Here is a 22,589-nt window from a genome sequence, read left to right as displayed (position 1 = left end):
GCAGCGCGTCGCGGATCGGCGGGGACGACAGCGCCAGCCCCCGGGCTCCCGGGCGCTGGCGCGGCGGAAGAGTCTACCGGGGCCCCCCCGCGATTCCCACCGCCGCCCCCCCCGCAGCGCCTCGGAGCGCCGGGAACGGTCCCCCCCCGGCGGATCCGGCTTTCCCGTCGGCCCGTGTCCCCGAGTTGAGGCGCTGGCGCGCCCGAACGGCCGCGGGCGCCACCCGGGATCTCCGGATGACGCCCGCGGCGACGCGATTCGGTCGGTCAGGGGGTCGAGTCACCGCTCTCGGTGAGCCGCCCGAGTCGACCTCGGATCAGGGCACCCGTCGGCCTCAATTCAGGGGCTCGTCGGCGCCCTTGTCGTCGATCACGATGCCGTCCAGGAAGCTGGAGAGCTGACGTGCCCGCACCGGGTGGCGCAACTTGCGCACGGCCTTGGCCTCGATCTGCCGCACCCGCTCGCGGGTCACGCGGAAGATCCGGCCGACCTCCTCGAGGGTGTAGGTGTAGCCGTCCCCGATGCCGTAGCGCAGCTTGATGATCTCGCGCTCGCGGAAGGTCAGCGTCGAGAGCACGTCGTTGATGCGTTCCTTCAGCATCTCGTGACCGGCCGCCTGGACCGGGCTCTCCGCGGACTCGTCCTCGATGAAGTCACCGAAGTAGCTGTCCTCGCTGTCGCCGATCGGGCGGTCGAGGGAGATCGGGTGCTTGGAGATCTTCATCACCCGCTTGGCCTCCTCGATCGAGATCTCGGCCGCCTCGGCGACCTCCTCGACCGACGGCTCGCGACCCTTGGCCTGGACCAGCTTCTTGGTGACGTTGCGCAGCTTGCTCATGGTCTCGATCATGTGCACCGGGATGCGGATGGTCCGCGCCTGGTCCGCGATCGAGCGGGTGATCGCCTGGCGAATCCACCACGTGGCGTAGGTCGAGAACTTGTAGCCGCGACGGTACTCGTACTTTTCGACGGCCTTCATCAGGCCGGTGTTGCCCTCTTGAATCAGGTCCAGGAAGGAGAGGCCGCGGTTGCGGTACTTCTTGGCGATCGAGACCACCAGACGCAGGTTGCCGCTGGAGAGCAGGCGCTTGGCCTCCTCGTACTCGTCGTGGTGCAGCTTGACCTGCTCCACCCGCCGCTTGAGGGCGCTGGTCGGCTCGAGCGCCACCAACTCCAACTCGGCCAGTTGGTCCTGCAGCTCCTTGAGCGGCTGACCCGAGCGCTTGGCCGCCTTCATGGCCGCGATCTTGCGCTCCACCGAGCGCATCTCACGGTAGTGCTCCTCGACGTCGTCGATGTAGGGGCGCACCTTCTTGACCTGCAGGTGGCACTCCTCGATCAGGATCACCAGCTTGCGGCGCAGGTTCTGGACCCGCAGCACCGACTCCGAGCGCTTGTTCTTGGGCAGCTTCGGATCGAGCAGCGGACGGTAGGCCTCACGCACCTCGTCGAAGAGGCGCTTGATCGTGGCCACGTTGACCGGCAGTCGCTTGGCCAGGAAGGGCTTGCCGAGGGTCTCGACGATCTTGGGGTCGTCGTCGGGCTTGGGGTTCGGGTTGACCTTCAGCGTGCGGTCGAAGGCCAGCTCACCGCGCTGCACCTGCTCGAGCGTCGCGATCGACTCGGTCATGCAAAGCCCCGAGCCCTGGCACTTCTTGCGGAAGCGCTTGCGGGTGATCTCGATCGTCTTGGCCAGGAAGATCTCCTCCTCGCGGGTGAGCAGCGGGATCTCACCCATCTGGGTGAGGTACATCCGCACCGGATCGTCGATCTTCTCGGGCGTGACCACCCCCTTGGTCGTGGGAGCCTCGACCCGGGCGGCAACCAGTCCCGCCGCACGCTCGGCCACCTTCTCGGAGGGCGCACGCAGCTCCGCCTGGTCGGCGTCGCTCTCGTCCACCACTTCGATCTCGGCGTCCTCGAGCGCGGAAAAGACCGCGTCCATCTTCTCGGGCGGCAGGAACTGGTCCTCCAGGAGCTTGTTCATCTCCTGGTAGGTCAAGAACCCACGACGGCTGCCCTCGTCGACGAGGAGTTTGATGATGTCTTCGGTCTTCTCGGCCATCGGAAGCTATCGGTCCTAGCGGTGGCACCGGGCGGCGTGCGCCGGGCATGTCGGTCGTGTACGGGTTCGTGGCCGGCGCGAATCAGGCGCCGGCCGCATGTCCTTTGAGGGAGCGCATGCGCTCCAGGTCTCGATTGGCGGCCTCGAGCAACTGCTCACCCCCATCACCATGGGCGGCGGCGCGCTCGAGTTCGACCCTTCGACGGCGTTCGGACGTGACTCGCCCGAGGGTCTTGAGGGAGCCGTCGACCAGCGCTCGCGGGCTCTCCGCCCGCGCGGCGTAGGCCTCGACCCGCTCGGCCAGGGTGCGCGCGGGGTCGTCGGCGAGCTCGGTCATCACGCGCGACGCGTCGATGGTCTCCTCGCCCTCTTCGTCGGCGTCGTAGATGGCGAGCACCACCTCGAGCACGCGCGCGATCCGCGGGTCGCCGCAGCCCCGGGGCCCACCCCAAGCCTCCAGTCGAGTTCGGATGATCGGAATCAAGCTGTTGTCGAGCAGCAGCGCACCAACGATCTCGCCCCAGGCGCGCGCCTCGGTCCGACGCCATTGGACGTGTTGCGGATCCGTCGGGTTCCCGTCGGACTCGCCCCGTCCCCCGCCGGGGGCGCTCCCGCTGCCGCTGCTGGAGGCGCCACGACTGGCCGCGGTCGAGCCGGAGTCGTCATCACCGTCCATAGGCGCGCCAGAGGAACCGACCGCCCCGGCCCCGGGACGAGAGGCCAGGCTGGCGCGGCGCTGGTCGCGTTCGCGCTGGAGTTCCGTCTGCCGGCGAACCCCGCGGGCCTGCTCACGCACACTCTCGCGGCTGAGGCCCAGGCGGTCGGCCAACTCGCCCGCTCGAGCGTCGCGCTCAACGGCATTGGGCAGGCGCTCGAGCAGGGTCAAGAGCTCCCCGACCCCCTTCGCGATCTCGTCGGCCGGCAGGCCCACGAGGCCATCGGCCAGGAACTCGAACCAGGGCTGGCCCTGGGCCAGACGAGCCTCCAGAGCCGGACGTTCCGGCCCCAGGAAGGCATCGCAGGGATCCATGCCCTCGGGCAGGGCCGCCACATCGACCTTGAGCTCACCCACGGTCAAGAGCCCGTCGAGGGCCTTGGCCGCCGCCCGTCGGCCGGCTGCGTCGCCGTCGAACAGGAGCGTCACCCGATGGGCGCCCTGACGGCGGATCAGGCGCGCGTGGTCCGCGGTGGTCGCGGTGCCGAGCACGGCGACGACGTGCCGCAGCCCCACCTGGTGGGCCGCGATCACATCGGTGTAACCCTCGACCAGCACCACGTGACGTTGGCGCCGAATGGCCTCGCGGGCCAGATCCAAGCCGTAGACCAGCCGCCCCTTCTGGAACAGGGGCGTCTCGGCCGTGTTCACGTACTTGGGCCCATCGACCCCCGGCAGGAGTCGCGCACCGAACCCGACCGTGCGCCCGAAGGCGTCGCGGATCGGAACGGTCAGGCGCTCGCGGAAGAAGTCGAAGGCGCCACGGTCACCCTCGCGGACGAGTCCGGCGTCGACCAGTGCGGTGGTGGCGGCGCCGCCACCCTGGGCGGAGCGCAGCAGTTGGTTGCCACCGGGCGCCCAGCCCAGGCCGAAGGCGTCGGTCGTCGCGGGATCCAGGCCACGCTCGGCCAGGTAGGCACGGGCCCGCGCGCCCTCCTCGCCCTTGAGCTTGCGCTGGAAGAACTTCTCCGCCCGGGCGAGCACGTCGAAGGCCGCCTCCGTGCGGGGATCCGACCCGCCGCCCTTGCCCCACCCCTTGGGCAGGTCCACGCCGAACGACCGTGCCAGCTCCTCGACGGCCTCGCGGAAGCTCAGCCCCGCGTCGCGCTGGACGAACGAAATCGCGTCGCCGCCCTCGCTGCAGGCACCGAAGCAGTGCCAGGTGCCGCGACTGGGCGTGACCACGAAGGAGGGCGTGTCCTCGTCGTGGAAGGGGCAGCAGGCCTTGAGGTTCGACCCCGAGCGCTTGAGGGCACCGACACGAGCGCTCACCACCTCCTCCACGGGGGCGGCGAGCTTGACTCGTTCGATGAAGCGTCGGAATTCGGAGTCGTCCAAGGCGATCACGGTCTGCCGGCGCGATTCCCGGGCGGAATCGGGAAGCGTGCCGGAAGGGTGGATTCGGTCGTTACAGCGCGGAGAGCACGGAGCTGGCGGCGACTGCCCCCGCGCCGTGGACCTTGGGCGCCCCGTCGGCGTGCGGCGAGTCAACGCCCGAGAAGGCGTTGTTCCGCGGAGCACGACCAGCGAAGGGCTTGCGGGCCGAGGGCCGCGGTCGGCAACCCATCGAGTGCCCCACAATCCCCCAACGGACGGAGGATTCGGGAACGACAGGATTTCCGGGCCCGAGGACCAAGATTCGGAACGACCCCCGACACAGGGCGGGGACGCAGCGATTGGTCCGGGAGCGCGAAGCCGAGGCGGCTCTCTGCGCGAGAAGCGGCGATTGTTGAGGACACACGGCACGGGGGCCGTGAAATCAGGGGGCGGTCAGGAGCACACGGGGGGCGTCATCGGGGAACGAATCCTCCAGCGGATTCGCAACGACGCCAGGGCCATCCGGGGCCGAGCGGGGTGGAGGGCTGCCGTGAAACGGGTAGTGGGCACGCCCTGTGCTCTTTTGACCGCGCTATCGCCTCGGACCCGGAAAGGTAGCACCTGATCCGGGTCGGCCCAATCCCGAGGGACAAATGAACCCAGTTCCTGGAAGGAAATCGCTCGAGCGTCTCGACTTTTTACTCGACACCCCCGACACCCGACGGGGCGGTGGCGTCGATCGCCGCCGCCAAGCGACGCCAGTCGTCGACGGTCAGCCAGGCCACCCGGGCCTCGGGGTCCAGTCCCGCCTGGGCCAGGGCCCGGTCAGCCGCCTCGCGACCCCCGAGGTGGCTGGCCAGGGGGTTGCGGACGCGCTTGCGTCGTTGGGGGAAGAGGGCCGTCAGGAGCCTGTCGAAGCGAACCAGCTCCACGGAGTCGGGAGCACCCTCCCTCAGGTCCAGCTGCATCACGGCGCTGTCCACCTTCGGACGCGGCCGGAAAGCTTCGGGAGCCACCCGTCGCACCAGTCGGGCCTCGTAGACCGCCTGCAGGCGCGCGCCCAGGGCGCCCCACTCCGGTGTACCCGGATCCGCGCAGAGGCGATCGCCGACCTCGAGTTGCACTAGCACCGTCATGCGCCGGGGCGGGACCGCCAGGCGCGAGAGCAGGACCATGGCCGGGGACCCCACCGCATAGGGCAGGTTGGAGACCAGAGACCAACGCCCCTGTTTGGGCACCGCGGCCAGGACGGCCTCGGAGAGGCGATTCTTGGCCGCCAGGACGTCGGTCCTCAGCAGCTCGAACGAGCCCTCCCCCGCCAGGCGGTCCGCGGCGAAGTCGGACAGGCGCGGATCGATCTCCACGCCGATCACGGGCGAGCCCGTGGCCAGGAGGTGGCGCGTCAGGAATCCGAGGCCCACGCCGACCTCGAGCACGACTTCGCCCGGCTCCAGCTCGGCGTCGCGCACGATCGCCTCGCAGACGTTGTCCTCGAGCAGGAAGTTCTGCCCCAGGCGCCGGGACGGGCGAAAGCCCACGGACTCGAGGTGAGCGCGGATCGCACTCCACTTCTCGGGTCGACCACTCACGGGCGCGCGCCCTCCAACAGCCAGTTCAACGGATCGCGCGGGTCGGAGGGATCCGCGATCCGCTCCAACAGCGGGCGCGCCGGGGTGCCCCAACGCTGGCCCAACCGCTCGAGTCGCTCGCGCGCGTCCGGGACGTCGCGCCATTCGCCACTGGTGTCCAGCAGGAAGCTCTCCGCGTCCGCCACGCATCGCAGGCCCAGTTCGACGCCGCGGGTCCCGGGCGTGAGCACCTCGCCCGCGATTCGCTGCCGGGTGGATCCGGGCTCGCGTCCGAAGAGCGGGCGCAGCTTGCTGAGGTAGGACCCGCCCATCACGGCGGTCTCGACGTCGAACAGGGGCATCAGGCCCTGGCCCAACGTCATCCCGTCCAGCTCGACCCACTCGGCCACGTTGCCCGCCAGGTCGTAGCAGCCGTTGGGAGAGCGCCCCTGCTCGAAGGTGCCCACGGCCACGGGTCGGCGCAGGTCCAGCTCCAAGGTGTTGGCCACCGACGCCTGGGGCAGGACCCCCCAGGGGTACTCGAGGGCGCGCGGCCCGGCCGCGATCCAGAGCCACTCCCGCGCGGTCGGCAGGCGCATCCCGCGCAACTGCGCGAACTCCCGCGCCTGGTGGAAGCTGGCGAAGGCCGGCCAGGTCTCGCGACCCGCCCCGGTGTAGGCCAGGCCCGTGGAGAGCCCGTCCGGCTCCGGAGGCGCCCCCGTCCAGTGGGCCCAGTCCTCGCGGGCGACCTCGAAGCGGTCCACCAGCAGGTCGACCGAGCTGCCGTAGTCCGCGCCGGCGGCGGCCTCGAACGGAAGCTGCGCGGACCCGGCCGCGACGAACGCCATGCGCTCGACCTCGAACAGCGACCGGGAGCCGTCCTCCTCCGCCGCACAACCCGCCTGGGCGGCCGCGCCAGCCAACGCGAGCAGCGCGGCGGCCCCACCGCGGGGCCAATTACCGCGGGGCCATCCACCGAAACGGGCCCCTACCCGGCGGCGGCCTCGGCCGGCGGGTGGCATGTCGAGCGCGCCGGCGGCGCCATACGATGCGTCGGCGCCGACTTCGCGCGAGCGCCCCCCCACGCGAAGGGGCGCCCCGTCGAGCGCCCTAACACCTGATCGGCTCGAGTCAGCCGCGGCCGCTACCGAGGACAAACCGCGCACCTTCCTCGGGTCGTCTATCAGAGTCCGCCGCGCTGGTCGGCGTCCTCGCCGGCTTGGATCACGAAGATCTCGACGCGGCGATTCTGGGCGCGGCCCTCGGCCGAGCCGTTGTCCGCGATCGGACGGGTGGGACCAAAGCCCGAGACCATGACCTTGGCGGTCGGCAGGCCACCCTCCTCGATCATCGCGGCGGCGACCTCGACGGCGCGGGCGGCCGAGAGCTGCAGGTTCCCGTGGGGGAAGCGCTCGAGCGTCTCGGCGCGGCGCACCGGCATCGCGTCGGAATGGCCCCGGACCCAGATGGTGTCGAACTCCTCGCCCGCGATCTGCCGCGCCAGACTGACCAGCAGCTCGCGCCCCTCGTCGCGCAGCTCCGCGCGACCGGAGTCGAAGACGATGTTCTCGGCCAAGGCGAAGCCGTAGCCCCCCTCGACGTCGATAGCCGTCAGCGCGCCGAGCCCGCCGTCCAGAGCGGCGATGCGGGCTTCGAGCGCCGCCTTGCGGGCTTCGAGCTCCGCGGCGTCGGGACCGTCGGCAAGCGGGATCAGAACCGCGGCTTCCGTCGGCGTGACGGTCTCGACCCGCTCGCGGGCCAGCTCGGCCTCGAGCTCGTCCACGTAGCCCAGCAGGTCCTGGTACAGGAGCTGGAAGTTCTCGGCGTTGCGGATCTGCTCGTCGTACTCGCCCTGGGTGATGCAACCACCCAAGGTCGAGGCGCCGACGAGCACCGCGGCCGCCGCCAGCGTGCGTCCGAATCGATCCATTCCGCGGCTAATCATCGAACGGCCGATCATCCGTCGATCTCGGTGAAGATCCCGGCGATCGACTTGGCGAAGTCGGACATGTTGCCGGTGGTAATCGAGACCAACAGCGGGCCGGCCAGGATCAAGAGCAGCAGGGTTCCGAGGGCCGCGGCCATGACCAACGGGCTGTCCTGGACCTCTTCCGCCGGCGCCGCCGACGCGGCGAACTCCTCGGGCTCGTCCTCGACCTCCTCGAATTCCTCCTCGTCGAGCACGCTGAGGGCTTCCTCGATCTCGAGGTCCTCGTCGACGATGGTGTCGGCGGCGGTGAGCTCCTCGGTGGCCATACCCGGATCCTCGAGGTCGTCCTCGAAGACCAGCGCGTCGTCGCCGCCCGTGCCGAGCTCCACGACTTCGCCGCCGGTCAACTCGTCGCGGAGCTGCTCGACGTCGCGTCGCCGCAGCTTCATCGTGTCGCCTTCGCGGAAGGCGCGGATCTCGCCCTCGGACACGAGCCGCTTGAGCTCTTCTTCCTTCAGGCGGAGCTGGTTGAGAGCCTCGTCGAAGCTGTAGAAGTCTTGGGTAGTGTCGCTCACGGGTTGTGATTCCGGGGTCGGGTTGCTGGAGCGGCCGCGGACGGCCGGGGGATGCTGGGCTCGGTCAGTTCGATCGGCGAAGGGCTCGGAGCGAGGCTACCGGCGGTAGCGGTCCTCGCCCATCGTTCACTCGCCCTCTTCGAGGCCGGCGAACTGCTTCTCGAGATCGCGGTAGGAGTATTCGCTCTTGTCGCGGAAGCCGTGGAGCTGCAGGTCGAGGTCGATCCTGCGCGCGCCAATCAGCTTGAGGCCTTGGGTGCTCGAGCTGCCGCCGGTGGCCTGGTAGCAGGCGAGCTGTTTGGATTCGGTGTCGACCAGATAGAGCACCGACGAGCCAGTCAGGTCCACTCCGGTCACGGCGATCATCGCGCCGTTGGAGTCCCCGGTGGCGTAGGCGGGCATCTGGTAGGGCACGGAGACCGTCCCCCCGCCCTGGGTCGGGGCGGCGCCCACGATCGAGTTGGCGCAGAGGCCTCCGACGAAGCCCGCGACGAGCAGGGAGACTGTGGTGGCTTTGGGCATCATGGCCATGGGTCGCCCGGGTCGGGCGCTGGGGGTTCGGGAACAGCCGACCGCGGTCCGGTGGGGCCGGAGCGCGAGCCGGGTGGTCGTCCGGCGGGACATCGTATCCACCGGGACCGGGCCGCTCTACCGACGGATCCAGATCGCCCGGGCAGGCGCCGGCCGCCGGGCCCGAGCCTCGGACCGCCGAGCTGGGATCGGGCCCCCCACCACGTCCTGCGGCGACCGCATGGTCGCCCCGTCACCAACCTGCGAGGTCCCCGGCGATGGTCTCGACCAGGTCCTTCAAGGTCACCAGGCCCTGGGGCTGTTCCGGGGTCCCGACCAGGGCCATCCGCAGTCCGGCGGTACGCATGCGCGAGATGGCGGCGTCCACCGGTAGCTCCGGGTCCAGGGCCACCATGGGCCGCAGGCGGGTGACGGGCTCGGGCGCGTAGCCGTCCCCCAAGAGGTCCAGCTCGTGGACGTAGCCCACCACCCGACCGTCGCCGGCCGACACCGGCAGGCGCGTGAACGGGGATTGCAGCAGGGCCTCCCACTGCCGCTCGCCGGCCCACTCGGCCTCCATGGACTGGACCTTCTTCCAGGGCACCATCACCTCGCGCACCGGGATCGAGCGCAGTTGCAGCACGTTGCGCGCCAGGGTCTGCACGTGGGTGGCCAGGGCGCCGGTGCGGGCGCCCTCGTCGATGATGTCGAGCACGGCCTCGCGGGACAGGGCCCGACTGACCTCCTCGCCCCCCAGGCCGAGCGCGCGCTCGAGCAACACGGCCAGGCCCCGCAGCGGCAGGGCCAGGGGCATGAACAGCAGTCGCGCTGCCCCGACGATCGGCGCCGCGAAGCCCAAGAGGGTGTGGGGCCGGTGGCGGAAGAGGTCCTTGGGCAGCAGCTCACCGGCGACGAAGACCACGGGCGTCAAGATCGCAGTCAGCACCAACTCCCGGTAGGCCGTGGGCACGCCGCCGGCCAGGACCAAGGAATCGTCGCCCAGGGTCGTGACCAGCTCGAGCATGAGGTTGTTGCCGATCAGGATCGTGATCAACAGCCCACGGTCGTCGCCGATCAGGCGCTCCACCAGTCGCGCCGAGCGCCGGCCGGCCCGCGCATCGGCTTCCAGGCGCACACGCGAAAGCCCGTAGAAGCCCGTCTCGGAGCCTGAAAACACGGCCGACAGGAAGAGGCACAGGGCCAGGGCGAAGAGGGTCGCGGGTAGGCTCATGCGCTCGGACCTCCGGTACCCGCGGCGGGTTCGCTCTCGACCTGGATGTCCACGAAGCGCACACGCCGCCCGCGCACCTCGTGCACCTCCAGGCGCAGACCGCCGAAGCGCACCACATCGCCGGCGCGGGGAATGCGGCCCATCAAGGCCGTGACGAAGCCCCCCACCGTCTCGAATTCCGTCGGCACCACGCGGTGCCCGAAGTGCTCGTTCCAATCGCGGATCGAGAGCCCGCCGGGCACCCGGAAGACGCCCTCGCCCAGGGGCACGGCGTTGACCAAGCGCGCCTCGCCCTCGGTGCGCAGCTCGCCGACGATCTCCTCGAGGATGTCCTCGATGGTGACGACCCCAGCGGTTCCGCCCCACTCGTCGACGACCACCGCCTCGGCCGTGCGCTCGTCGCGCAGCACGCGCAAGAGGTCCAGGGCGCTGGCGACCTCGGGTACGAACTGCACCGGCATGTTGAGCTGCGCCACGCTGCGCAGGGGGTGCACGAACAGGTCGCGCACGCGCACCTGACCGACGACCCGATCGGCCCCGCCATCCACCACTGGGAGCCAAGTGGCGCGAATCGCCAAGCCCGCATTCGCCGCCTGCTCGCGGTTGCTGCCGTCGTACTCGACGAAGATCACGTCCACCCGTGGGGTCATGATCTCGCGCACGCGGATCGAGCGCAGCTCGACCACCTCGGCGATCAAGTCGGCCTCGTGGTCGAGCAGGTCGCCCTCGGCGGCGCTCCGCTCGAGCACGTCGGCAAGCTCCTCGGGGGTCAGGTCGCGTTCATCGCCCGCGCGCGCCACGACCAGCCGCCCAACGCCCTCCAAGAGGCGCACGAGCGGGCGGCGGATGGGCGCCACGAGTCCGATCATCACCAGCCAGAAGGGTGCCATCGTGCGGGCCAGGAACAGGCGACCGCGCAGGCCCACGGTCTTGGGCATGATCTCGCCCACGATCAGCAGGGCGAGCAGGGTCGCCAGGATCACCCCCAGGTGCTCGTAACCCACCAGGCCCGCGCCCAGCCGGTCGGCGAAGGCGAAGTAGAGGATGTTGATCACCAGGTTGGCGAGCAGCACCGTGACCAGGAAGTCGCGCTGGCGATCGTGGAGCACACTGGTTGCTCGACCGGCGCGCGCGCGCTCGGCGGGTTCGAGCGAGAAGAACGCGGTCTCCGACGCGCTGCACACGGCCGACGCGCCCAGCAGTCCGGCCAACAGGCCGTAGAGCCACAAGGGAGCGTCGATCACGTCCGCCCCTCCCGCCTCGCGCGGGGAACCACCAACGTCGCCCGGAAGAACCGACCGACCTCACTCGCCAGCTCGAGCCGGCCGCCGTGGCTGTCGGCGACGTTGTGGACGATCGAGAGCCCCAGTCCCGACCCGCGGCCGACTTCCTTGGTCGAGAAGAACAGGTCGGTGGCGCGCTCCAGCGTCTCAGCGTCGACGCCGGGGCCGTCGTCCTGCACCGACAGGCGCAGGCTGGGCGGCGATTCAGACTCGTCGCCACTGAGCCGGATCGTCACCCGCCCGGGCCTCCCGCGGTCCGCCAGGGCGTCGAGGGCGTTGACGAGCAGGTTCAACAGCGCCTGACCCAGTTCGTTGCGAGCACCCAACACAGTGGTCGGCGCGGCGCCTTCGTCGACGACGCGCTCGATCGTTACTCCTTCGGACTCGGCTCGGTGGCGTACGAGGGCCAGGGCGTCCTCGACCACATCCAGCAGCTCCACCCGGTCGGGCCGGGTCTCACGCGGTGCCATCCGCAGCACCTGACCGACGGTGATTCCGATCCGCTCGAGCCCGTCGCGCAGCAGATCCAGGTAACGCGCCCGTCGCTCGTCCGGCAGCTCTTCGCGGCGCAGGGCCTCGACCGCGTTCAGCAGCCCGCCCAGGGGATTGTTGATCTCGTGGGCGATGCCCGCCGCCAGCTCCCCCATCGCCGCCAATCGGCGCTGGATCATGGCCTCGTGCTCGGCCCGCCGGGCCTGGGCGGTGGCCTCGGTCACGCGCTGCTCGAGCTCGCGATTGAAGCCCTCCACCCGCGCCGTCATGGCGTTGAACGACACGATCAGCTCGCCCAGCTCGTCGTCGCGTCCGGTCTCGGGCACCCGCGCCGAGAGGTCGCCTCGACGCACCGCGTCCGAACCAGCGACCAACCGCTCGACCGGCACCAAGACCAACCGCCGGACCGCCAGGAACGTGCCGCCCGTCAAGAGCACCGTCGAGAGCATGAACCAGGGCAAGAGCGTCTGCACCGCCTGGCCGACGTCCTCGCGCCCGCGCATCCGCAGCCAGACCGCGCCCCAGACGTTGTTCCCCGCCGCGATAGGCAGGGCCCGGCCGCCGGCCACGCGGAACTCCTGCTCCTCGACGACGCAGGCCTCGAGCTCCGCCAGAAGCTGCTTCATGTCGAGGCCCGGATCCCGCCTGGACGAGCCGACGGGGTGCACCAGGACCCCGCGCGGACGCAGTGCACCGCGGTCGTCGCGCAGGTTGCGGTCCACGAGCACCGCGTCGTCGACCTCCTTCCAACCCGGCCATTCGAGGATGCTGGTCACGTTGGCCTCGTCGCTTCGGACCGAGCTACGCAGGGTCGCGACGAGATTGTCCGCCAACTCCACGGCGACCTCGTTCCTGGCCGAGGAGAGGCGCTCGAACAGCACACCACCGGCCACGCCGAAGACCCCTGCGTTGACCCCCGCCACGACCAGAAAAACCCGCGTGCCGAGCCCGGGCTTGCCCATGCCACGTCGTCGACCGGCGGTCGGATGGGTCTCACCAGGCCGCGCGCCAGATGCCGCAGTTGACGGCCTCGCGTGGGAGGGCACCGCCACGTCGACTCCTGCCACGGGAGGGTCGGCGTTCGAGTTTGGCACCTGCGGCATCGAAGTCAGCCCACGCTGACGGCGCTCATGATCTTCGTCAGCGGCACGAACAAGGCCACGACGATGAAACCGACGAAGCCCGCCAGGGCGATCAGCAGGGCCGGCTCGATGACCTTGAACAGGGCGTCGATCTTGCGCTCCGTCTGGGCCTCGTAGGCCTCCGCGACCCGCAGCAGCATCGAGTCCAGCTCCCCGGTCTGCTCGCCGACCTCGACCATGTTCGTGACCAGGTCGTCGAACACGCCGCTCTCGCCCATGGGTCGCGCGATGGTCTCGCCCTCGCGCACCGTGCGACGCACGTCCTCGATGGCCAGGCGGAAGGTCTCGTTGGCGGCCGTCTCGCGGGAGATCTCGAGCGCGTCGAGGTGCGGGACGCCAGCTTGCACCAGGGTCCCGAAGGTGCGCGCGAAGGCCGCCACGTTCGAGCGCACCATGACCTGACCCAGGTAGGGGATCTTGAGGATCCAGCGGTGGATCAGACGCCGATAGGCGCCCCCGCGGGCCAGGAAGACGAAGTGCAGCACGAGCAGCAGCAGCGGCACGCCGAAGACCAGGTACCAGTACTGCACCGTAACGTCGCTGACGTCGAGCAGGATCTGGGTCGGCCGTGGCATCTCGATGTCGAAGGACTTGAAGACCTCCTTGAAGCGCGGGATCACGAAGGTGATCACCGCCGCCACGACCGACAGGGCCACGACCAGCACCACGACCGGGTAGATCATGGCGCCGGTGACCTTGCTGCGGATCTCGGCCGCGCGCTCGCGGAACTTGGCCACCCGCTCGAGCACTGCCCCGAGCACCCCCCCGGTCTCGCCGGCCCGCACCATGGACGAGTACAGGTTGTCGAAGGCCCGCGGACGCTTCGACATGGCCTCCGACAGGGGCGTGCCGGCGGAGACGTCCTCGACCAGGTCGGCCAGGACCTCCTTGAAGGGCCCCGGACGGGCTTGGCCATGGAGAATCGTCAGCGAGCGCACGACCGGAATGCCGGCCGAGGTCAGGGTGGCCAGCTGGACCGTGAACTCGGTCACCAGTTGACCGGAGACGCGCCGACCAACGGCGCTCGCCCGACGACGGGGAGCCTCGCCGGAGCTGCTGGGGGGCGCGGCGGTGCTGCCGCGGTTGACGTTGCGTTGGATCCGCTTGGCCATTCGGATGGGTCGGAGTGGAAGTGGGCGCGTTTGCTGCTTGCCGTGGCCCCGTCGGGCGGCACCGTCAGAAGGTCGCGGCCGTCTCGCGCAGGACCTCTTCGACCGTCGTGATGCCGGCCAGGACAGCATCCAGGCCGACCTCGCGCAAGCTCCGCATGCCCGTCGCCCGCGCGCGGGCCCGGATCGCGGCGGTGGACTCGCCCTCCAGGATCGCCGCCCGGATGTCGTGGTCCAGGTGCATGATCTCGCACAGGGCGGTGCGGCCCAGGTAGCCGGTGTGGAAGCACTCGGCGCAGCCCTTGCCGAACTTCAGCTCGCGTCCCCGCATGCGGTCGGCGTCGGGGCCCAGCTCCAACAGGAACTCCTCGTCCGGCGTGAAAGACGTGCGGCAGTGGGGACAGACGGTCCGCACCAGGCGCTGGGCCACGACAGTCTCCAGGGTCGCCGTGAGCAGGAAGGGCTCGACCTTCATGTCCAGCATCCGCGTGATCGCACTGGGCGCGTCGTTGGTGTGGACCGTGGCGAAGACCGTGTGACCAGTCAGGCTGGCCTCGATCGCCGTGGCGGCCGTCTCGCCGTCGCGGATCTCCCCCACCAGGATCTTGTCCGGGTCCTGGCGCAGGATCGTGCGCAGCACGGCCGCGTAGTCCACGCCGATGTCGGGGTTGATCGGCACCTGCACGATGCCGTCGATGTCGTACTCGACCGGATCCTCGACGGTGATGATCTTGACCGCCGGGTCGTTGGCCTCGTTGAGCATCGCGTAGAGCGTCGTGGTCTTGCCGGACCCGGTCGGACCGGTCACGAGCACGATCCCGTTGGGCAGCTTGGTCAGGGCCCGCAGGGCCGCCTCGTCCGCGGCGTCGAAGCCCAGGGCCGCCAGGTCCAGGTTGACGGCCGCCCGGTCGAGGACGCGCAGCACAGCCCCCTCGCCCGAGATGCCCGGCAGGGTCGCCACGCGCAGATCGACGGGGCGACCGTCGATGGACAGGGAGATGCGACCGTCCTGGGGCACCTTGGTCTCGGCGATGTCGAGGTCGGAGAGCACCTTGATGCGCGAGAGCAGGGCCGCCGCCAAGTGGGCCGGCGGCGACTCGACCTCGTAGAGAGAGCCGTCCACCCGGTAGCGGATGCGGAAGGCGTTCTCGTAGACCTCGAAGTGAACGTCGCTGGCTCGGTCGCGGATCGCGCGGAACAGGATCGAGTTGAGCAGCCGCACCACCGGCGCGCTCGATCCGGCCGACTCGGGGTCGTCACCCAGCCCCGCTCGCGCGGCCTCGGCGATCACGTCCGCCAGGGACTTCTCCTCGCCGTAGGCCTCGCGGATCTTGACCTTGAGCAGCTCCGCGTCGCCCACCGCGCCGCGCACCGTGCGACCGGTGGAGAAGGACAGGTCCTCCAACATGGCCAGGTTGAGCGGATCGGCCAGGGCCACCAGCAACTCGCCCCCACTGATCCGCAAGGGCAGGATCCCGTAGGCGTAGGCGGTGGTCCCGTCGATCAGCTCGAGGGCCTCGTCCGTCGGACTGACGGAAGACAGATCGACGGACTCGATCCCGGCCTGCTCGGCCAGGGCCATGGCCACGTCGCCACCCTTGCAGGCGCCGATCGCCACCAGGTGCTGGCCGATCAGCCCGCCCTCGTTGCGTTGTGCCTCCAGCGCGTCCTGGATCTGCCCCTCGCGCACGACGCCGCGCGCCTTGAGGATCTGCCCCAAGAGGCGCCTTCCCCCGCTGCCCGATTCCGCGCTGCCGCTCATCCGAGTCGAACCTCCAGGTCGGCGCGATCCTGAGCCGCGTCGAGGGCCACTTCGGGCGCGATGATGCCGCGCTTGACCATGTCCAGCAGGTGATCGTCGAGGGTGATCATCCCCATCCGCCGCGAGGTCTGGATCGTGGATTGGATCTTGTTGGTCTCGTTCTTGCGGATCAGGTTGCCGATCGCAGGCGTCATCAGCATCACCTCGAAGGCCGCCACGCGCCCTGCACCGTCTAGGCGCGGAAGCAGCAACTGACTGATCACCGCCTGAACCGAGACCGAGAGCTGGGCGCGAATCTGCTCCTGCTGGTTGGCCGGGAAGGCGTCGATCATTCGGTCGACCGTGCGCGAGGAGCCAGTCGTGTGCAGCGTGCCGAAGACCAGGTGCCCGGTCTCGGCGGCGGTGATCGCGGCCGAGATCGTCTCCAGGTCCCGCATCTCGCCGACCAGAATCACGTCCGGATCCTGGCGCAGGGCGCGGCGCAGGGCCTCGGGGAAATCGGGTACGTCCTCACCCACCTCGCGCTGGGTGACCACGCCCATCTTCGACTCGTGGAAGTACTCGACCGGGTCCTCGATGGTGATGATGTGGCGGTCGAGGTTGGTGTTGATCCAGTCGACCATCGACGCCAGGGTCGTCGACTTGCCCGAGCCGGTGGGCCCGGTCACCAGGACCAGCCCGCGCGGCTTGGTGAGCAGCTTGCGGCAGGCCTCTGGCAGGCCGATTTTATTCAGGTCGAGCAGGTCGTCCGGGATCAAGCGCAGCACCGCCGCGTAGCCTCGGCGTTGGCGCATGACGCTGACCCGGAAGCGGTCGCCGGTCGAGTGGGCCAGGGCGAAGTCGGTCGTCCCGCACTCCTCGAGCTCGGGCCAGCGGCGCTCCGGCGTGAGCCCGCGCGCGATCTGCTCCGACACCTCGGGGGTCACCGGACGGTCGCTGATCGACTGCAAGCGGCCGTTCACCCGCAGGGTCAGGGGCCTGCCGGGACTCACGTGGATGTCGGACGCACCGCGGGTCAGGGCGGCTTCGAGGAGCTGGACGACTTCCATCTTGGGTCGATCGATCGGGAGGTTGGAGAGCGCGGGTCCGGCCGAGGCCACCTGCGCGGGCTGGTTGGGCTAGCTCGACTCAGACGGACTTGTTCATCAGATGGTCCGTGGCGGCGCGGGTCACGCGCAGCACCTCGTCCACCGTGGTGTGGCCGTCGACGACCTTGCGCGCGCCGTCCACGATGATCTCGCGCAGGCGTCCCGAGGAGCGCCCCGCGGCGCGCAGCGCGTCCAGGCTCGCCCCGCGGTAGACCAGCTCGCGCAGGTCCGCATCGAGCTCGAACAGCTCGAACAGGCCCACTCGACCGCGGTAGCCGGCGCCCTCGCAGGCGCGGCAGCCGCGCGCGCGGTAGAAGGTGGACCCTGCGGCGCTGGACGGGTCCAGACCGAGCATGGCGACCTCCTCCCCGTCCGGCGTGTAGGCCTCGCGGCACTGATTGCAAAGTCGCCGCACCAGGCGTTGAGCCACGACTCCCTGCACGGCCGCCGAGGCCATGAAGGGCTGCACGCCCATGTCGACCAGGCGGGTCAGCGCACTGACCGCGTCGTTGGTGTGCAGGGTGGAGAAGACCAGGTGGCCGGTGAGCGCGGCCTGGATCGCCGTCTCGGCCGTCTCCAGGTCGCGGATCTCCCCCACCAGGATCACGTTGGGCGCAGCCCGCAGCATGGCCTTCAAGATGCGGGCGAAGTTGAGCCCCACCTTGTTGTTGACCTGCACCTGGTTGATGCCGCTGATGTGGTACTCGACCGGATCCTCGGCAGTGATGATCTTGACGTCGGGCCGGTTCAGCTCGGCCAGGGCGCCGTAGAGGGTCGTCGTCTTGCCCGAGCCCGTGGGACCGGTCACGAGCACGATCCCGTTGGGCCGCGAGATCAGGCGCTTGAACCACACGTGGTCGTCGCCCTCGAAGCCCAGCTCGGCCAGGCTGATCAGGTTGGCGGAGCGATCGAGCAGACGCATGACGATCGTCTCGCCGTGGTTCGAAGGCAGGATCGCGGCGCGCACGTCGATCTCGCGCCCGCCGACCTTGAGCGCGATGCGCCCGTCCTGGGGCTTTCTGCGCTCGGCGATGTCGAGGCTGCCCATGACCTTAAGGCGCGTGAGCAGCGGCGCCGCCAGGTGCCCGGGATGCTCGGCCACCACGCGCAGCACCCCGTCGATGCGAAAGCGCACGCGCAGGGTGTCGTGGAAGGGCTCGAAGTGGATGTCCGAGGCACGCATCGCCAGGGCGTCGGCGAAGGTGCGCGTCACCAGCCGCACCACCGGGGCGTCGGCCTCGTCACCACTGCCGGCCTGCTTGGCGAGTTCCGCGGCCGGATCGGGAGCCGCGTCGGGAGCCCCGTAGTACTCGGTGACCGCCGCCCGTAGGGCGCTCGGCGCTGCCAGGGCGCAGGCGACGTTGCGTCCGAGCTGGAACTGCAACTGGTCGGCGACGAAGCGCCGCAGGGGGTCGTCGATGGCGACGATCAGGGTTCCGTCACGCTCCGCCACGGGGACCAAGAGGTACTCCCTGGCGACGTCCGCGGGAACCATCTCCAGCAGCGCGTCGGGCACTCGGCCGCGGGTCAAGTCGACGAAGGGCAGTCCCTGCTCCTTGGCACGGGCCCGCCCGAGTTGCACCTCGTCCACGAAGCCGAGGTCCAGGAGGGCCTGTCCCAGGTCGCCGCTACCGCGTTGGTGCGCCTGGGCCTCGCGGAGTTGCCGCTCGTCGATCACGCCGGCGGCGACGAGCAGCTCACCGAGTCGGTCGGTCATGCGTTGCGAGTCCGGCGCCAGGGGATGCGCCGACAGGTGGGGAAACGGACCCGCCGCGGTGATGTTCCGCGGCGGGTCCCGTGCTGGCTATGGAGCCTGCGCGGACCGCTTGGCCCGCAGTGGCTGGAGGTTCGGGTGTGGAGCGACCCGGCCCCCCGATACTAGTTGCCGCTGGTGGTCGAGCTACCGCTCCCCGTCGCGGAAGTTCCCGTCGCGGAAGTTCCCGGGCCCGAGGTTCCGGGGATGGGCGTCGCCGGCGGCGCCTGGGGACGCACGACGTTGGTGCGGACCACACCGGAGAAGGGGATCGAGAGGGTCGGCTTGGTCGGGTGACCGATCTCGACGTCCACGTACCCGCCGAAGGGGCCGGTGTAGCTGTCGGGCAAGTCAGCCAGGGTCAGGCGCACTTCGTACTTGTGCGGATCACCGTCCACCGGCACCACGCTCCAGGTCAGGCGATCGGCGAGCAGCTCCTCGTCCTGGGGCTGGCGACCGCGCAGGGTCACCGGCATCTCGCCCGCGACGAACTCGTCGTCCGCGATTTCGATCGTGAACGAGCGCTCGAGCTCCTGGCCGGGCCGCACCAGACCGAAGGACACGTAGTAGGGGTTGGCCGAGACCAGACCGACCACCTGGGCGACGGTGTAGCAGATCGCCGATTGGGTCCGGGCGCTGCCGTCGGGCATCGCGGGCGCACCCTCGACGGGCACGTCGGAGACCAGGCGCAGGGGGAAGTTCTGGCTCGGGCTCTCGGGCGCGCCGGGAAGGATCGTGGCCAGCACGTCCCAGGCGGCCGCTCGGCCGTCGGCGTCCGGATCGACGGGACGCAGCTCGATCGAGAGGTGCTCCGGAATGCCCTCGGTTGCCAGGCTAAGACCGAAATGGTCGACGACCCCACTGGTCACCCGGACCTGCTCGGTGCGCGTCTCGTTGGCGAACAGGCGCCCGAACTGGATGTAGGCGTTGGGCTCGAAGTTGAAGAACGGCTGCACGTCGGCACTCAGGCTCAACTGATGCGTGCGCGCCGGATCGTTCGAGAACACCGTCACGGTGCTGTGCAGTTGGTTCTTCTTGCCCTCGGTGTTGACCCGCGCGGTGATCTCCAGGGACTCTCCGGGAGCGATCTCTCCGCCGAAGACGTAGGGCTCCTTCTCGCCCGAGGCGCTGACCCGCTGGGAGGTGGCGACGGTGCAGCCACAGGACTGCTTCGTGCTCTGGACGATCAGCGGGCTCTCACCGGTGCTGCGCAGGGTGAAGGTGTGCTCGACCACGGCACCCTGCACGAGGGGCCCGAAGTCGTGGGAGTCGCCGCCCTCTTCGATGGTCAACGCACCGTCGGGACCGTTGAACACCGCGGTGCTCGCCGGGGCCCCGGGGTTAGCCGCGGCGCCGGGAGCGGGCTGCGGACCGACGGCCGGCGGGCCGGTCACCGGCGCCGGGGCGGGCGCGGCGCCCACGGGCAGGCGCACACCCGAGAGGTCGACGCCGGTCTCGAGCACGGGCGGGCTCCAGGGCGAGTGGCGCTCACCGGTCGGACTGATCGTGAAAACTCCGCTCCCCGCGGCCGCGAGCGCGGATCCGGAGGCGTTGACCTCGAGCACGTTCTCGGAGGCGTCGGACGGGTTGGCACAGGCGCCAGCCAGGCCTGCGGTGAGCAGGGCAGCCAGGGCGGCGGATCGATCGAGTCGTTGCATGGCGTGTCGGGGTCGTTCGACCGTAGGTGGTCGGGGGCATCGCGGCCAGGCGAGTCTAGCCGCCAGATCGACAATCGGAACCGTCCGCGGCGCCGCGGAGCGGGATTCCAAGGGGCCTACGGCCGAGCGGCAAGAGGGTTGGAGGCACCTGGCGAAGTGCTTCAACCCGCGGCAATCACACCGTCGAGCCGAACCTCGAGGAACTCCTGGTCCTCGCGTCCCAGGGGCAGGAGGACACGCCCGCGCAGGGGGCCGGTGAGGCCGCTGGGCAGCCCGTCGACCACCAGCTCCAGGTTCGCCTCTGCCGACGTCTCACCCGGACGGAGGACGAGTTGGAGGAACTCCCCCACCTCCTGGCCCTGGACGGCGGCCTCGATCGTCGCCCCGGCCACGTCCAGCCCGGCCAGGTCGACGTCCTCGGAGTGGGCTACCAGCCGCACCGACGCCGACTTGAGGACCCCCTGGCGCAGCACCCCAAGGGCCAGGGCTCGGGGCATGGACTCCACCGGGCGGACCCGGTTCCATCGGGCGTAGATCGTCGCGCCGGTGCTCGTGTAGTCACCGTCTTCGTCGGCGATCTCGATCCTGACCGGCCAGTGGAAGGCCGCGGACTCACCGCCAGCGGACAACTCGAGGACGGCGGTCCAGTGCGCCGAGCGTCCGCGCTGATCGGGATCCTCGGGCACCAGCTGCAAGCCCAGCTCGGCTGGCCAGGGGGCGACGCTGTTCCCCGCCGGCCCACCCGGGGGTCGCGGCGGCAGCAGCAGCACGGGCTCACCGTCCGCCGAGACCAGCTCGACCTCGGCCCGGGCCGTCTCGGAGCGCAGCAGGGTCCCCATCTCCGCGACCTCCTGGTTCGCCTGGAGCCGCGGCTGCACCACGCCCGTGAGCTTGACCTGGTAGCGGCCCTCGGGGGACACGTTGCCGTACAGGGTCACCGGACGGTCGTGGGTCCCGGTGCGCTGCAGGCTCGAGAAGCGTACGTTGAGGGAGAGGCCCTCCCCGGGCTCGAGGGTCTGGCCTTCGACGAAGGTCCGGCCGTCGGAGCGGCTCAAGCGCGGAATCGTGCAGCCGCAGGTGGTTCGCACCGCCTCCACCTTCACGGGCGCATCGCCGGCGGCGACCAGCTCGAAGGTGTGCTCGACGATCTGTCCCTCCCAGATCGAGCCGAAGTTGAAGGCCGGCTCGGCGCAGTGCAGGCCGGCCGATTGCGCGGCAGCGGGCCCCGCGACCGCGGCTGCGACACCGGAGTTCGTCGGCGACGATCCCGTCGAGCCGTTTGCGACACCGGGCTCACTGCCTCCACAGGCAGCGAGGGGAAGGATCAGGAGCCCAACCATGGGCAGAGCGTGGCGACCGGTCATGGCTCACGAGACTACGGGCAGCGCCGCCGCTGCGTGAGGGCCGAAGGCCGCCGATTCCGGTGCGGGACGGCGGCACGCCCGATGGCTAACCTGCCCCGATGGCCCTCCATCAGCTCCACGCCTCGCGCTCCCGCGGCCGCGCGAACGACCTGCTCACGACCCTGCTCGCCTGTGGCGCGGCCCTGCTCGCAAGTTGCAGCGCGCCGCGCCCGACACCCGAGGCCTGGCTGGACGTGGGCTTCCGGACCCCGGAGCAGTGCTTCCGTACCTTCCAAACGGCCTTCGCCACGGACCAGGAGGACCTCGAGTACCGCTGCCTGGCGACCTCGATGAAGCTGCGCGAGGGCATCGACAGCGCCACCTACCGCATCGCGCGGGATGAGCTGCTGTCCTCGACGCCCGGCCTCAAGCGCGTGGCCGCGGCGAAGGTGCGGCGTTCCTGGCCGGTGGGCGCAGACCGCTGGGCCCTGGTGGCCGAGGTCAAGGTGCTCTGGATCCACCGCTTCCTGCTGGTCGAGTTGGTGACCGAGGAGTTCTTCGAGCTCTACGTCGGCGAGAGGCGGGTGCTGGACGGGGCCGTCGACCTGGGCCGAAATCTGTTCCTCGACGAGAGCGAGGGCAAGCCCCTGCTGTGGGCCTGGGTCGACGTGGAGGACCCCCTCGGCCTGGCAACGCCCGTAGACCCCGACGCCGTCGACGAGCTGCGCGTGGGGCGGGAATGGAAGATCGACAGCCTGCTGCCCCTGGAGCGCGAACAGGCCGAGGAGCTCATCGCGAAGGGTTCCTGACGCGAACCGCGAGGCGGCGCGGGGCGCCCACGGGCTCTTCACGTGGGCCTCGGCACTATCGTCGGTCTAATGGTTGGAGTTCCGCGTGCTCCCCGGCCGAAGCCTCCCGTCGGCCCGCCGCGAGGAGTGCGGGCATCGACGTCTCCCCGCCCAGCCCCCCCACCATGGCCAAGCGCAAGGCCGCCAAGCGCGGCACCGCCCCGAAGAAGACCGTGACCCGCAAACCCGCTGCCAAGGCG

The 22,589-nt window shown here is 70.3% G+C and carries 17 protein-coding genes; 1 reads left to right on the top strand and 16 read right to left on the bottom strand.

What is annotated here, in order from left to right; genetic code table 11:
• Positions 1 to 334: 334 nt before the first annotated feature.
• The 16 genes from rpoD to Pla133_RS10140 all read right to left on the bottom strand — a co-directional run bounded on the left by rpoD (position 335) and on the right by Pla133_RS10140 (position 21,562).
• Positions 335 to 2,065 (bottom strand): RNA polymerase sigma factor RpoD, encoded by a 1,731-nt coding sequence (rpoD, locus tag Pla133_RS10215; RefSeq protein WP_145064812.1) that lies wholly within the window; start codon positions 2,063 to 2,065, stop codon positions 335 to 337.
• 82 nt (positions 2,066 to 2,147) lie between these two features.
• Complete coding sequence (gene dnaG, locus Pla133_RS10210) at positions 2,148 to 4,118, bottom strand: DNA primase (RefSeq protein ID WP_419192330.1); 1,971 nt, start codon at positions 4,116 to 4,118, stop codon at positions 2,148 to 2,150.
• 677 nt (positions 4,119 to 4,795) lie between these two features.
• On the bottom strand, positions 4,796 to 5,686 hold the full coding sequence (gene rsmA / locus Pla133_RS10205; RefSeq protein ID WP_419192329.1) for a 16S rRNA (adenine(1518)-N(6)/adenine(1519)-N(6))-dimethyltransferase RsmA: 891 nt from the start codon (positions 5,684 to 5,686) through the stop codon (positions 4,796 to 4,798).
• Positions 5,683 to 6,588, bottom strand: coding sequence for a formylglycine-generating enzyme family protein (locus Pla133_RS10200; RefSeq protein ID WP_419192328.1), 906 nt, complete (start codon positions 6,586 to 6,588; stop codon positions 5,683 to 5,685). Before Pla133_RS10200 ends, rsmA begins: the two co-directional genes overlap by 4 nt.
• A gap of 260 nt (positions 6,589 to 6,848) precedes the next feature.
• The gene (locus Pla133_RS10195) at positions 6,849 to 7,595 is read right to left on the bottom strand and encodes an OmpA/MotB family protein (protein WP_145064807.1); all 747 of its coding nucleotides are present in this window, start codon (positions 7,593 to 7,595) and stop codon (positions 6,849 to 6,851) included.
• A gap of 26 nt (positions 7,596 to 7,621) precedes the next feature.
• Positions 7,622 to 8,170 (bottom strand): MerR family transcriptional regulator, encoded by a 549-nt coding sequence (locus Pla133_RS10190; protein WP_145064806.1) that lies wholly within the window; start codon positions 8,168 to 8,170, stop codon positions 7,622 to 7,624.
• Between the two features lie 126 nt (positions 8,171 to 8,296).
• On the bottom strand, positions 8,297 to 8,695 hold the full coding sequence (locus tag Pla133_RS10185) for a hypothetical protein (protein WP_145064805.1): 399 nt from the start codon (positions 8,693 to 8,695) through the stop codon (positions 8,297 to 8,299).
• A gap of 238 nt (positions 8,696 to 8,933) precedes the next feature.
• A complete protein-coding gene (locus Pla133_RS10180; RefSeq protein ID WP_145064804.1) occupies positions 8,934 to 9,911 on the bottom strand; it encodes a CNNM domain-containing protein in 978 nt (325 codons plus the stop codon).
• Positions 9,908 to 11,155: a hemolysin family protein gene (locus Pla133_RS10175; protein ID WP_145064803.1), complete on the bottom strand. Its 1,248-nt coding sequence runs from the start codon at positions 11,153 to 11,155 to the stop codon at positions 9,908 to 9,910. Before Pla133_RS10175 ends, Pla133_RS10180 begins: the two co-directional genes overlap by 4 nt.
• Complete coding sequence (locus Pla133_RS10170) at positions 11,152 to 12,648, bottom strand: sensor histidine kinase (RefSeq protein ID WP_419192327.1); 1,497 nt, start codon at positions 12,646 to 12,648, stop codon at positions 11,152 to 11,154. The genes Pla133_RS10175 and Pla133_RS10170 overlap by 4 nt, the downstream gene beginning before the upstream one ends.
• Before the next feature lie 146 nt (positions 12,649 to 12,794).
• The gene (locus tag Pla133_RS10165; RefSeq protein WP_419192326.1) at positions 12,795 to 13,940 is read right to left on the bottom strand and encodes a type II secretion system F family protein; all 1,146 of its coding nucleotides are present in this window, start codon (positions 13,938 to 13,940) and stop codon (positions 12,795 to 12,797) included.
• A 64-nt stretch (positions 13,941 to 14,004) separates the two neighbouring features.
• The gene (locus tag Pla133_RS10160; RefSeq protein WP_145064800.1) at positions 14,005 to 15,699 is read right to left on the bottom strand and encodes a GspE/PulE family protein; all 1,695 of its coding nucleotides are present in this window, start codon (positions 15,697 to 15,699) and stop codon (positions 14,005 to 14,007) included.
• Entirely contained in the window at positions 15,696 to 16,748 is a 1,053-nt protein-coding gene (locus tag Pla133_RS10155) for a type IV pilus twitching motility protein PilT (RefSeq protein WP_145064799.1), read from the bottom strand. The genes Pla133_RS10160 and Pla133_RS10155 overlap by 4 nt, the downstream gene beginning before the upstream one ends.
• A gap of 79 nt (positions 16,749 to 16,827) precedes the next feature.
• The gene (locus Pla133_RS10150) at positions 16,828 to 18,504 is read right to left on the bottom strand and encodes a GspE/PulE family protein (RefSeq protein ID WP_145064798.1); all 1,677 of its coding nucleotides are present in this window, start codon (positions 18,502 to 18,504) and stop codon (positions 16,828 to 16,830) included.
• 161 nt (positions 18,505 to 18,665) lie between these two features.
• Positions 18,666 to 20,198 carry a DUF1573 domain-containing protein gene (locus Pla133_RS10145; protein ID WP_145064797.1) on the bottom strand — a complete coding sequence of 511 codons (1,533 nt, stop codon included), beginning with the start codon at positions 20,196 to 20,198 and terminating at the stop codon, positions 18,666 to 18,668.
• 161 nt (positions 20,199 to 20,359) lie between these two features.
• Complete coding sequence (locus tag Pla133_RS10140; RefSeq protein WP_145064796.1) at positions 20,360 to 21,562, bottom strand: DUF1573 domain-containing protein; 1,203 nt, start codon at positions 21,560 to 21,562, stop codon at positions 20,360 to 20,362.
• Between the two features lie 98 nt (positions 21,563 to 21,660).
• Here Pla133_RS10140 and Pla133_RS10135 point away from each other — a divergent pair, with 98 nt between their 5' ends.
• Positions 21,661 to 22,350, top strand: a complete 690-nt coding sequence (locus Pla133_RS10135) for a hypothetical protein (protein ID WP_145064795.1) — start codon at positions 21,661 to 21,663, stop codon at positions 22,348 to 22,350.
• Positions 22,351 to 22,589 lie beyond the last annotated feature (239 nt).

Source organism: Engelhardtia mirabilis (assembly GCF_007748095.1).
In the GTDB taxonomy this organism is placed as follows: Bacteria; Planctomycetota; UBA1135; order UBA1135.
Note: the sequence above shows the minus strand (reverse complement) of the source record. Positions and strands in the feature narration are given on the sequence as shown.